At 36.8% G+C, this 12,308-nt stretch carries 11 protein-coding genes; 2 read left to right on the top strand and 9 right to left on the bottom strand.

The window, feature by feature from the left end; genetic code table 11:
- Positions 1-40: 40 nt before the first annotated feature.
- The 8 genes from G634_RS17995 to G634_RS0104440 all read right to left on the bottom strand — a co-directional run bounded on the left by G634_RS17995 (position 41) and on the right by G634_RS0104440 (position 8,116).
- Positions 41-2,467 carry an HAD-IC family P-type ATPase gene (locus G634_RS17995; protein WP_242826763.1) on the bottom strand — a complete coding sequence of 809 codons (2,427 nt, stop codon included), beginning with the start codon at positions 2,465-2,467 and terminating at the stop codon, positions 41-43.
- A 133-nt stretch (positions 2,468-2,600) separates the two neighbouring features.
- Positions 2,601-2,876 (bottom strand): cell division topological specificity factor MinE, encoded by a 276-nt coding sequence (minE, locus tag G634_RS0104470; RefSeq protein ID WP_026504280.1) that lies wholly within the window; start codon positions 2,874-2,876, stop codon positions 2,601-2,603.
- Positions 2,877-2,924: 48 nt separating this feature from the next.
- Positions 2,925-3,707 (bottom strand): septum site-determining protein MinD, encoded by a 783-nt coding sequence (gene minD, locus G634_RS0104465; protein ID WP_026504279.1) that lies wholly within the window; start codon positions 3,705-3,707, stop codon positions 2,925-2,927.
- A 31-nt stretch (positions 3,708-3,738) separates the two neighbouring features.
- Positions 3,739-4,557 carry a septum site-determining protein MinC gene (locus G634_RS0104460; RefSeq protein ID WP_081676471.1) on the bottom strand — a complete coding sequence of 273 codons (819 nt, stop codon included), beginning with the start codon at positions 4,555-4,557 and terminating at the stop codon, positions 3,739-3,741.
- A gap of 212 nt (positions 4,558-4,769) precedes the next feature.
- Positions 4,770-5,723: a translation elongation factor Ts gene (gene tsf, locus G634_RS0104455; RefSeq protein ID WP_026504277.1), complete on the bottom strand. Its 954-nt coding sequence runs from the start codon at positions 5,721-5,723 to the stop codon at positions 4,770-4,772.
- A gap of 207 nt (positions 5,724-5,930) precedes the next feature.
- Positions 5,931-6,659: a 30S ribosomal protein S2 gene (rpsB, locus tag G634_RS0104450; RefSeq protein ID WP_026504276.1), complete on the bottom strand. Its 729-nt coding sequence runs from the start codon at positions 6,657-6,659 to the stop codon at positions 5,931-5,933.
- A gap of 265 nt (positions 6,660-6,924) precedes the next feature.
- A complete protein-coding gene (locus G634_RS0104445; protein WP_026504275.1) occupies positions 6,925-7,575 on the bottom strand; it encodes an HAD family hydrolase in 651 nt (216 codons plus the stop codon).
- A 1-nt stretch (position 7,576) separates the two neighbouring features.
- Positions 7,577-8,116, bottom strand: a complete 540-nt coding sequence (locus tag G634_RS0104440) for a GNAT family N-acetyltransferase (RefSeq protein WP_242826762.1) — start codon at positions 8,114-8,116, stop codon at positions 7,577-7,579.
- Positions 8,117-8,726: 610 nt separating this feature from the next.
- On the opposite strand from G634_RS0104440, the gene G634_RS0104435 reads away from it, so the two are divergent.
- Together G634_RS0104435 and G634_RS0104430 are read left to right on the top strand one after the other, a co-directional pair.
- Complete coding sequence (locus G634_RS0104435; protein ID WP_026504273.1) at positions 8,727-8,957, top strand: hypothetical protein; 231 nt, start codon at positions 8,727-8,729, stop codon at positions 8,955-8,957.
- Positions 8,947-10,428 carry an alpha-L-fucosidase gene (locus G634_RS0104430; protein WP_155830507.1) on the top strand — a complete coding sequence of 494 codons (1,482 nt, stop codon included), beginning with the start codon at positions 8,947-8,949 and terminating at the stop codon, positions 10,426-10,428. Before G634_RS0104435 ends, G634_RS0104430 begins: the two co-directional genes overlap by 11 nt.
- Before the next feature lie 496 nt (positions 10,429-10,924).
- Here the strand turns inward: G634_RS0104430 and G634_RS0104425 are convergent, their stop codons facing one another.
- A complete protein-coding gene (locus tag G634_RS0104425; protein WP_026504271.1) occupies positions 10,925-12,049 on the bottom strand; it encodes a hypothetical protein in 1,125 nt (374 codons plus the stop codon).
- Positions 12,050-12,308 lie beyond the last annotated feature (259 nt).

Here is a 12,308-nt window from a genome sequence, read left to right as displayed (position 1 = left end):
TTCTCTCTAATTAGTTTATATAGAAAACATTTTTAAAAAATTAGTTTTTTGCTTCTTTACGTGCCTTGCGTCTTTTCTGTATTTTTTTATAAATATGTCTTCCCTTTTTCTCTAAAAAGCCAAGTAAAAGTGTAAGGTATCTCATACAAGGCTCAGTTGCAATTACAAACAATACAAAGAGCATGACACATTCTTTGGAAATATATGTAATCGCAAAAAGGTCACTCAATGTAAATGCTGTAAAAATCATTCCTATAATACATCCAATGATTATGCGAAGCCTAAACTTATTAAGTGGCATACATATTCTGGCAAGAATCATGAATCCAACAATAACCATTACAAAAGTTGCAGCTACAGATACATCCACTGGAGTAACACCAAAGGTATCACCAAAAAGAACCAATGCGGCAATTGCAAAAAAGTCTGTTAACGCTGCAGGAAGTGATTGAACAAGGACATTAATTATAAATTTGCCATCACTTCTCTTTGTATTTTTTTCAAGTGCTAAAAAGAACGCCGGAATACCAATATTAAACATACTGATAAATGAAATCTGAGATGGCTGAAGCGGATAAGTCATTACGCTAATAATTGCAAAAATTGATAGTAGTAAAGAAAAAATATTTTTCACAAGGAAAAGAGTTGCCGACCTTGTAATGTTATTAATATCTCTTCTTCCTTCGCTAACAATCTCTTCCATCTTTGAAAAATCGGAATCAAGAAGAACAATCTGAGCAGCCTGAACAGCAGCATCAGATCCAGCCGCCATAGCTATTGAACAATCAGCATCTTTCATAGCCAAAATATCATTTACACCATCACCAGTCATAGCAACTTTATGACCAATTTTCTTTAGTGCGCGTACAATCATCTGCTTTTGTTCTGGCTGAACTCTTCCAAATACCGTATATTTCTTTACAGCGTTTTCATAATCCGCTTCTTCTTTAAGAGTTCTGGCATCAACGTATTTTTCACTATGTGCAATTCCAGCCTGTCTTGCAACTTCAGAAACAGTAACCGGATTATCACCTGAAATAACCTTAATTCCAACACCCTGACTTTTGAAATATTTAAAAGTCTTAGGCGCATTTTCTCTTATAGGATTCTGCAACAGAATAAACATTACAGGAAGTACATTTTCATCTCCAAGTCCGGATTCAGGAATAGGAAGAGAAAGCATACTCTTATCTATACTAAGAATGGTTTCAGGATTAATGTTTCCAAGAAACTGTGCAAAAACAAGAACACGTAATCCCTTGCTTGCATATGCATTAACAAATTCGCTATAGTGAGCATAATTCTTCTTGAGAATGATTTCCGGAGCACCTAGAAGATATGTTCCATCTTTGAACTGTACACCAGAGTATTTTCTTACAGAAGTGAAAGGAAGTGATGCAACGCAGTCTGCACTTCCCATTTCTATAAAGTAGTTTCTAAGCGCCTGCATTGTCTGATTATCATCAGAAAGCGCAGTTATATAATCTGTAATGTGAATCCTATCACTTGTTTCCTGTTCCATTGTTCTTCCGTTTACAGGAATAACTTTTGCAACAAGCATAGAATTATCTGTTATTGTACCTGTCTTATCAACACATAATGTATCAACCCTTGCAAGTGTTTCAATACTCTTCATGTTGTGAAGCATTACTTTTTGAGATGCAAGATGAGCTGCACTCATTGCAAGTGCAATACTTACAAGAAGATATAAGCCTTCTGGAATCATTCCAATAACAGCTGCAACCATAGACGTAATACTAGCACTAAAACCATTTCCCTGAGAAAGTCCCTGCCAAAAAAGCGCGATACCAACCGGAATAATCGCAATACCGGCAGCTATAACTATATGATTTATAGATTTAATCATGTCAGATTGCTCAGTGCTAGACATTTTTTTAGCTTTAAGAGTTAATTGGGATATGTAAGATGAAGCACCAACTTTGGTAAGTTTTGCATAACATAATCCATTTACGACAAAGCTTCCACTCATAAGCTGACTTCCCTGTTCTTTTTTGATTTCATCAGCTTCACCGGTTAGAAGCGCTTCATTTACGTTTACTTCTCCCGATAAAACAACGCCATCAGCAGGAATCTGGCAACCATTTCTTAAAACAATTACATCGTCTAATACAAGTTCCTGAACAGGAAGAGTGACTTCTTTGCCGTCGCGTATTACCTGAGCATTTGGCTCATTTAATACAGACAAATTATCCAAGATCTTCTTGGCTTTAAGTTCCTGAAAAATACCAATTAATGTGTTAGCTATAATTACAGGTAAGAATGTTAGCGAACGAAAAGAACCTGCAACAATAAGCAAAATAGCAAGAATAAGAAAAATAGCATTGAAATAAGTACATATATTTTCACGCAGAATATCTGCCTTTGTTTTCTGAGTATTATCAATCTGAACGTTACTATATCCCCGTATATAACGATCATATGCTTCTTTTGATGTCAAACCAGTCATATTCGTCATCCCTTTTCATATTCGTATTTTAATTAATAAAGCAGGTCTGAACAGGCCTGCTTTAAAATGAATTTTAAACTTTTTTCGAATCACTTTCTTACATAGCATAAAAAGTAAGCTACTTCTGAAAATTCTAAGCATTGTGGTGCATATTGCGAATAGGAATATTCGCATATAGGGCAGGCACTGTTCCTCTGCCCTTTTCATCAGAATCAACCTGTGTGATATGGATATCAAGCTGATCCTTATCAACTTCTGCATATTTAGACAAAACTTCTAGAATATCGCTCTTGATACGTTCCATAACTTCCGGAGAGCAGGATGCACGATCAGAAACTAAAACCATTTTCAATCTATCCTTTGCGACATCACCGGAACTTTTTCTTTGAAATAAATCTGACCACTTCATATTCAGTCTCCATTCTCCTATAAAGGTTATTCGTCATTTTAAGTTAAATCACTTTCCAAATAACTTGCTAAACAAACCTTTTTTAGAATCCAAATCCATGAATGGAACCTGCTCACCACAGATACGTCTGCAAACATTCTGGTATGCATGACCTGCCATTGATTTTGCATTTACTACAAGCGGCTCACCACGGTTTGTGGCAACAACGACTTCCTCATCATCAGGTACAATACCAAGAAGACCTACTGCAAGCACGTCCACTACATCATCAGCGCTCATCATGTCACCACGCTTAACCATATCTGGGCGAAGACGATTAACAATAAGCTGTACATCTCTAAGTTCATTAGCTTCAAGAAGACCAATTATACGGTCAGCATCACGAACAGCTGAAACTTCAGGAGTTGTAACAACTATTGCCCTATCAGCTCCAGCAATAGCATTCTTGAATCCCTGCTCAATTCCAGCCGGGCAATCAATAAGAACATAATCAAACTGTTCCTTAAGTTCCTGTGTAAGCTTACGCATCTGATCTTCATTTACACTGTTTTTATCTTTTTGCTGAGCAGCTGCGATTAAATAAAGATTTTCATTATCCTTATTCTTAATCATAGCCTGCTGTAATTTACAATTACCTTCAACAATATCTACAAGGTTGTACACAATACGATTCTCAAGACCAAGAACAACATCAAGGTTTCTAAGACCTATATCTGTATCAACCAATACAACTTTCTTATTAAGTAGGGAAAGACCAGTACCAACATTGGCTGTAGTAGTTGTTTTGCCAACGCCACCCTTTCCAGAAGTAATAACAATAACTTCACCCATTTTCCACATTCCTCCACTTTAAATTAGGATTTTACTTAAAAAACTGGTTACTTCTCTGAAACTTTTTATTATATGCAGATCTCGCTATCTGACCTGAATAATATGTAGCCACTTCAGGACCCGGAGTAATTTTCTTATCTTTGCGAGTTCTGCCCAGCATCCTGCCGCTCTTACCACCTTCATCATTTGCGGAAACCGCAATTGCATCTGCAATTCTAATCTGCAGTGGATGAAAATCAGTCGCCATAACAAAAGCATTGGTATCACCAAAAGCTCCAGCAAATGCATTACCCATCAGTGATCCAAAAACAAAAATGCACCCAGCAGAAACAAGACTTCCACCAGGATTAACATCTCCAAAAACTATAATAGAATGTTGGGAGACAATTTCCTGACCAGAACGAATATTTCCCATATGAATTCTGGCATTAGCATCACCAATCTGTTCAAAAGCAGCTCTATAAGCTTCGTTCTCAATTTGTGCTTTTTCTTCCTGTGATAATTCTGCAGAATAAGTTGCAGTTTTTTCTACAGGAGTAGACGCATTTCTGCTTTCATGAAGAACACTTCTAGTAAAAGCTTCTTCCAAAGGATGATCTTCATCTAAGATGCATACAATATTCAATTTACTATTTTGAGCTATTAGTTCCAAAACAGTTGAGATTTCTTCATCAGACAATCTTTTTCCACGAATAAGCAGACCCATGTCGCTTTGTCCGAGGAATCCAGATGCCTGTTTGAATTTTTTTGCAATAACAGGAACAAGCTCTTCAAATGGAATTTCTTTATCCAGAACAAGAATAATCCCAGACTTAGTCCCCTTAATAGAAACCGGCTGTGCCATCTCCATCCCTCTTCTCGTAACTTTCTAGTCGTTATAAGCCTCCACACCTTATAACAACACTTTTTATATTTTAACGCATTTTCGCGATAAATAAAAGACTAAAACATAAAGAATTCATTTTTAAAATAAGCCTTCAACAATAAACGAGTAGAAAAGCAACCGCTTTCCTACTCGTCGACTATTTAACAAACTAAATTCTGTCTATCATTCAAAACAAATTATTTATTAAATCCAGCCTGCTGCATAACTTCTTCAGCGAAGTTGTCCTGCTTCTTCTCGATACCTTCACCAGTCTCGAAACGAACGAACTTCTTGATAGAAATTGTAGCACCATTAGCCTTACCAACTTCTGCAAGATACTGAGCTACAGTCTGCTTTCCATCAGCTGCCTTTACATATGGCTGCTCGTTAAGGCAAACTTCCTTGAGTTCCTTGTTAAGACGTCCGATAAGCATCTTCTCGATGATTTCCTGAGGCTTTCTCTTGTTCTCTGGAAGCTCTTCGTTCTCTTTAACAGCCTGAGCAAGAAGAATTTCCTTCTCGTGGTTACGAACTTCTTCAGAAACATCGTTCATGCTAACATACTTAGGATTAAGAGCTGCAACCTGCATAGCTACGTTACGAACAGCTTCCTTAACATCGTCGTTAACAACGTCTGTATCAGCTTCAACAAGAACAGAAATACGTCCGCCACCGTGAACATATCCAACTACTACACCATTCTCAGCCTGAACCTTCTGGAAACGACGGATATCAAGCTTCTCAGAAATAACTGCTGTAATCTCAACAAGAGCTTCCTTAACAGTCTTAGAAGAATCTACGTGCCAAGGCTCAGCCATGAATGCATCAAGATCAGCTGCATCGCTGTTAACAGCCTGCTCAGCAACTTCTGCTACGAAGTTCTGGAACTTCTCGTTCTGTGCAACGAAGTCTGTCTCAGAGTTAACTTCTACAACAGCTGCTGTCTTGTCGTCCTTCTGAGCGATACGTGTAAGACCCTCAGCTGCGATACGGCTAGCCTTCTTCTCAGCCTTAGCCTGACCATTCTTACGAAGGTACTCGATAGCACCATCCATATCACCATTAGACTCTGTAAGAGCCTTCTTGCATTCCATCATACCTGCACCAGTTGCTTCACGTAACTCTTTTACCATTGCTGCTGTGATTGCCATTTTATTTTTCTCCTTTAACTTCTGCATTATTACAGATATCGAACCCAAAAAGGTAATACTCAAAAAGCATACCAATCCCTGAACAATAACTGCATTTACATAAAAGACCCCGGCGAGGAAATCGCCTAGCCGAGGTCATAAATTTATTTGTAATCTAAAGCTGTATTACTTACAACATATAGAATTATAGATTAAGAAAATCTATAATTAAGCGTTCTCTTCAACTGCTTCTTCAGCTGGAGCAACTGCTTCTGCGCCCTGCTTAGCTTCGATAACAGCATCAGCCATCTTACCAACAAGAAGCTTTACTGCACGGATTGCATCATCATTACCAGGAATGATATAGTCAAGTTCTTCAGGATCGCAGTTTGTATCGCTGATACCGATAAGAGTAATTCCAAGAGAGTGAGCCTCGTTAATGCAGATGTGCTCCTTCTTAGGATCTACAACGAAGATTGCATCAGGGATTCTCTTCATATCACGGATACCACCGATGTTCTTCTGAAGCTTCTCAAGCTCCTTCTTAAGACCAGCAACTTCCTTCTTAGGAAGAACGTCAAATGTTCCATCTTCCTGCATTCTCTCGATATCCTTCATGCGCTGGATTCTGGACTGGATAGTTCTGAAGTTTGTAAGCATACCACCGAGCCATCTCTCGTTTACATAGTACATTCCGCAACGCTCAGCCTCAGACTTGATTGCATCCTGTGCCTGCTTCTTTGTACCAACGAAAAGAACTGTGCCACCCTGCTCAGCGATTTCGAATACTGCACGATAAGCCTCGTCAACAAGACCTACTGTCTTCTGAAGATCGATGATGTGGATATTATTTCTCTCTGTGAAGATGTAAGGAGCCATCTTAGGGTTCCATCTTCTTGTCTGATGTCCGAAATGAACACCTGCTTCAAGTAACTGCTTCATACTAACAACGCTCATGATATACCTCCATTTGGTTATTCTTCCGTATATCTCGACCTGAAACCAGAAAACGGCGTTACACTTTCTGAAGGCTCTTTTCAGACCTAAAAGGCACCATGAAAAGACTTAGATATACGTGATTATTTATTGATTTGCGCAAAGAAAATCTCTGCACGACCTTATAAGGATACCACAAGAAAGAATCCATTGCAAGAACTTTCTTAAAGAAATTGACTAATAACTTTTTGTCATTTTTGTTCCCAAAACTACATAAAATGACTTATTAATTATCAAAATACTCCATCACATCAAAAAGATTTTCCTTAACCTCTGCCATCATCCGCATTTTGTCTGTTGCAGGCAGTAAATCAGGAACCATTATAGGCATTAACCCGCCTCTATATGCTGCTGTTATACCATTATAAGAATCCTCGATTGCATAAGTTCTTTGCGGCGTCACATGAATTTTTTTGCATGCAAGAAGAAAAATATCCGGCTCTGGTTTACTCTTTTTCACCATATCTCCAGTAATAATCTCATCAAAATATTCGATTATACCAGCATCTCTTAACTGATTTTCAACAGTTTGTCTTCTGGTCGAAGACGCAAGTGCGATCTTTTTCTTATTAAAAGATAAAAATCCAAGCAATTCTTTAACACCTTTTTTCATAGGTAGTTTTCCGCCATCATACCGGTCATGATACATCTTCGAAGCTTTACCGGCATATTCATCATATGGAAAATCTTTTCCATAATATTCCAACATGATTTCCCTTGTTCTTGCCATCGTTGTTCCTGTGCATGCCAAATACGGCTCTTCTATATTTTCAATACCATATTTATTTGCCAGTTCAATCCAACAATACATAGTAGCTCTTTCAGAGTCAAAAATAACTCCATCCATATCAAAAACCACCGCATCAAACTCTTTCATACTAGGATTCATCCTTTATTATTTTTTCAAATCGAAACATTCCATCTGGAAACTGCTCATCAATATCCATTTCATTTTCTTCTATTTCTTTAGGATCTTTGTGAAAACGATTGTAGAATTCTACTATATGAAAACCGCATCTATTTACATAAAAGTGAATGTTTCGCGTTTCAAAGTATGGAGTAACTGTCTCCCAGACTTTTACCTTAGGGTAAAGTTTTTCAATTTCACACCACGCAGCATAGCCAATCCCTTTACTGTGAACTTTTGGAGAAGTAAAAAGAATCTCTAAATCTCTCTTTTCATCTTCAACACGTACAATGACACCGCCTACTTTCTTACCCTCAAGCATTATTCTATACGCTTCTCCACTGTCTATTGACTGCTCGATAGTGTCTCTGGAAATAATCTGCTCGTCTTCTTCAAAATGATTATCTCTTTGTCCAAATTCTTCTAAAGCGCCGAAATTAAATGCCTCCTGATTATCAAGTATAAACTGTTCTCTGTCGTTTGGTAATAATTTTTCAAGCTTAACTTCCATATTTTGCTCCATTTCGTTGATATGCCAACAAAATCCCATTGCACGTTAATAATCCGTGTAAAAACATTAGATGATATATTATCTCCAAAGAATCTTAAATATAGTTTAAATTTCAACAAGAATCCTGCTTCGCAGGACAAAATTTGTCTTAACAACAATTTTTGGTCTAGTACGGTTATTGATTTTCATGATGAAAACAATAACCTATAGTTTTTCGTCAATATATAGTCCGTTTTGCTGTTTGTATATTTCGTCGCAGACGTGCTTTCGCTTGATTATAAACGTAATGGTTCGTAATGCGCTAAAAAACAGCGCATAAGAATGCGGCATAATTTAAACACTTTTAAATTATGTCGTCTGCCAAAAGCAGATTAAAAGGCATCATTGATGCCTTTTAACCCCAAAAACCAACGTTTATAAACAGTTCTGCTCATGAAATATTACAAGCCAGCAAAACTCATTTATCAAATATAAGTAACAATAAAGTATAGATTTTTGTCACTGCGTTCCAAAAACTACGCAAACTGGCCATTTGAAAAGGCTTCGCCTTGGACCAGTTTGCCACTTGACTTTTGTTCTCACGAAACTCGCAGTAAATGCGAGTTTCTGAATGAAATTGACAAGAAGTCATGACTTCTTGCTGAGATTTATGATAATCATCAGCAAGAATCCTGCTTCGCAGGACAAAATTTCTCTTGACGACAAATTTTGGTCTGGTACGGTTATTGATTTTCCTGATGAAAACAATAACCTATATATTTCTGCTGTTTTATTCAAGATGTCTTATAATAAAGTATGTATAGTAAAAATAATCTTAGGGGTAAAAAATCATGAATCATGAAGAGTATCTAAAATTAATCAACAAGACAATTGAAAAGGGACGTTACAAGGACACCTGGTCTTCCTTATCCAACCACAAGGTACCGGATTGGTATTACAAGGCCAAGTTTGGAATCTTCATTCATTGGGGAATTTACAGCGTTCCAGCATTTGCAAACGAATGGTATCCCAGGAACATGTATGACAAAGGCCAAAGAGAATATGAATTTCATAAAGAACATTTTGGAAATCATAAAGATTTTGGATACAAGGATTTCATTCCTTTTTTCAAAGGCGAGAAATTCAACGCCGAGGAATGGATTTCGTTATTCAAAGAAGCTGGCGCAAAATATGTAATGCCTGCCTGCGAACATCATGACGGATTTGCAATGTACGACACAGTCTTCAACAAGTGGAATTCAGTTAAAATGGGTCCCTGCAAAGATATTGCAGGAGAAATCAAAAAAGCATGCGATAAGTCAGGTCTTACCTTTTGTGCTTCATCTCATAGAGCTGAACACTATTTTTTCATGAACATGGGACGAACAATTGAAAGCGACGTGAATGATGAGAAGTATAGAGACTTCTATGGACCTGCCTTTTATTGTGAAGAGTTATCAACGGCAAAACTTGGTTCAACAACAGATGATGCACTTTCGCCTATACAACCAACTAAAGAATGGCTTAATGACTGGCTTGTCAGAACCTGTGAATTAATCGACAACTACAAACCTTCCATTCTATATTTTGACTGGTGGATTCAAAATGTTGCATTCAAGCCGTATTTAAAGAAATTGTGTGCTTACTACTATAACAGAGCTGAGGAATGGGGCAAAGAAGTAACCATTAACTACAAACATGAAGCTTTTCCTCCGACTGTAGCAACTTTCGATGTAGAACGCGGTGCTCTAACTGGAATCTCTCCAATACCTTGGCAGACAGATACTGCAATCGGCAAGTATTCATGGGGATATACCAAAGATAACCAGTTCAAATCATCAAGACAAATAATCTGTGACCTTATAGATATCGTCAGCAAAAATGGTATGCTACTCCTTAATGTAGGTCCAAAATCAGATGGTACAATAACTGATGAAGAAACTGATGTCTTGAAGGAAATCGGACAGTGGATGAAAACAAATGGCGATGGAATCTACGAAACAACTCCATGGAAAAAATTCGGAGAAGGCGAAGTTAATAATATCGGTGGTTATTTTCAGGATAATGATGAAAAAAAGTTCACAAATTCCGATTACAGATTTACATATAAAAACGGTTTTATCTATGCCTTTTGTATGCGACCAGACAGTAATAACTTCCTTGTAAAATCTTTTTGTATTAATGGTAGCCATGATTTTGAAATTGCCAATGTTGAAGTTCTTGGCGATTACTTAATCACAAAATCTTGCCGTGACAACAATGGATTATCTATTACTTTGGATCAAAAGCCATCAACCGACAAACCTATTTGTTTTAAAATAGAGCTTTTATAAAAAAAATACTTCTTACTGCGATTCTAAAAAGTCATCAGTAAGAAGTTTTACTGGCTTGTAATATTTCATGAGCAGAACTGTTTATAAACGTTGGTCTGGGGTTTAAAGGCATAAATAATGCCTTTAAATCTGCTTTTGGCAGACGACATAATTTAAAAGTGTTTAAATTATGCCGCATTCTTATGCGCTGTTTTTTTGCGCATTACGTACCACTACGTTTATAATCAAGCGAAAGCGCGTCTGCGACGAAATATACAGACAGTAAAACGGACTATATAAAAACAATAATCTATGACTTCTTGTCACTTATATTCAGAAACTCGCATTTACTGCGAGTTTCGTGAGAACAAAAGTCAAGTGGCAAACTGGTCCAAGGCGAAGCCTTTTCAAATGGCCAGTTTGCGTAGTTTTTGGAACGCAGTGACAAAAATCTATAGGTTCTTGTTTTCATCAGGAAAATCAAGAATCCTAAATCTCAGCAAGAAGTCATAATTTTTCAATGCCTACAAATAACTGCAGCAACATCTTTATAGGAAGAGTTAGGCTTTATTGTGAACAAACCAGACCTTACATACCTATCAAGATTATTACTTACTAGATAATTGTCAAATTCTTTTGCGCTTGAAACTACACCTTCTTTTTCTAAAATTGCACTTACAGTTTCAGAACTGCTTCCACCAGGAACTTTTACAGTGACTGTTTCTGTGTTAATGCTCACATTTTTGATTTCATTTGAAGTTTTATCTTCTTTACTGTTTCCAGTACTTTTATTATCCGTTTTGTTTTCTGACTTATTAGTTGTCAGGTCATTTCCAGCCTTTTTCTGATTCTTAGTATCAGTGCTATCAATATCGTTTTTCTTTGCTTGCTCATTTTCAGTACTTTTATTTTCTGTCTTTTTATCAGCACTCTTTGTTTCAGTCTTATTGGCAGTGCTACTATTTTCTGTTTTCTTTTCATCTTTGTTAGCAGTATCTTTACTACCAGATTTTATATCAGAAGTATTACTTTCAGACAGACTGTCATTTTTCTCAGATGTTATTTCAACCTTACCATTTTTATACTTATCTTTAGATGCTCCTAAATCAGGCTCTTTCGTATCAGAAGAGCCTGATTTTTTATTATTATCTGCTTTATTTGTTTTCTCTACATCATTTTTATTAGTTTTTTCTGAGTCAGATAAATCTGTTTTGTTTGCATCAGCTTTATTTGTTTTTTCAACCTGAGCTTTTCCTGTTTTACTACCAGCATCTTTATCTGCTTCTTTAGTATCTAAGCTATCATCCTTAGGTACTTCAACTATATTCGAGGTTAAATCCGCATCAAATGCAGCAGATAAAGTCTTTTCTTCAGATGAATTTCTTGCACCATCTTTTGAATCATCTTCGTACAAATTTTCTGTATCATCTGAATTTCCTGTATTAGTATTTCCGGTAGTACTATCAGAGTTCGAAGAGCTTCCTGATAATGTCGTTCCCTGCATTGTCATACCAAGAGCTGCAGCCCTTCGTATTACTTCTGCATCTGTCATTTGTTTGCCTTCATTTCCAATTAGAACAAAGGCTACTGCACTAACTAAAAGCCCTGCTCCTAATCCCTTAAGATAATATTTTAACTTCATGTTACTCTCCCATAATTATAGGTTATTGTTTTAAATACTTAGTAGATTAGTTTTACTGGCTTGTAATATTTCATGAGCAGAACTGTTTATAAACGTTGGTACTTATGCGCTGTTTTTTTGCGCATTACGTATCACTACGTTTATAATCAAGCGAAAGCGTGTCTGCGACGAAATATACAGACAGTAAAACGGACTATATAAAAACAATAACCTATAGATTTTTGTCACTTTGTTCAAAAACCTTCGCAAGCTGGCCATT

Source organism: Butyrivibrio sp. NC3005 (assembly GCF_000424545.1).
Classification (GTDB): Bacteria; Bacillota; Clostridia; order Lachnospirales; family Lachnospiraceae; genus Butyrivibrio.
Note: the sequence above shows the minus strand (reverse complement) of the source record. Positions and strands in the feature narration are given on the sequence as shown.

Coding starts and splice junctions, on each gene's coding strand:
- G634_RS0104435 (WP_026504273.1), top strand. CDS start 8,727: ATGAAATTGACAAGAAGTCATGACTTCTTGCTGAGATTTATGATAATC.
- minD (WP_026504279.1), bottom strand. CDS start 3,707: ATGGGTGAAGTTATTGTTATTACTTCTGGAAAGGGTGGCGTTGGCAAA.
- G634_RS0104460 (WP_081676471.1), bottom strand. CDS start 4,557: ATGGAGATGGCACAGCCGGTTTCTATTAAGGGGACTAAGTCTGGGATT.
- G634_RS0104445 (WP_026504275.1), bottom strand. CDS start 7,575: ATGAAAGAGTTTGATGCGGTGGTTTTTGATATGGATGGAGTTATTTTT.
- G634_RS0104430 (WP_155830507.1), top strand. CDS start 8,947: ATGAATCATGAAGAGTATCTAAAATTAATCAACAAGACAATTGAAAAG.
- G634_RS0104440 (WP_242826762.1), bottom strand. CDS start 8,116: ATGGAAGTTAAGCTTGAAAAATTATTACCAAACGACAGAGAACAGTTT.
- tsf (WP_026504277.1), bottom strand. CDS start 5,723: ATGGCAATCACAGCAGCAATGGTAAAAGAGTTACGTGAAGCAACTGGT.
- G634_RS17995 (WP_242826763.1), bottom strand. CDS start 2,467: ATGACTGGTTTGACATCAAAAGAAGCATATGATCGTTATATACGGGGA.
- G634_RS0104425 (WP_026504271.1), bottom strand. CDS start 12,049: ATGAAGTTAAAATATTATCTTAAGGGATTAGGAGCAGGGCTTTTAGTT.
- minE (WP_026504280.1), bottom strand. CDS start 2,876: ATGAAGTGGTCAGATTTATTTCAAAGAAAAAGTTCCGGTGATGTCGCA.
- rpsB (WP_026504276.1), bottom strand. CDS start 6,659: ATGAGCGTTGTTAGTATGAAGCAGTTACTTGAAGCAGGTGTTCATTTC.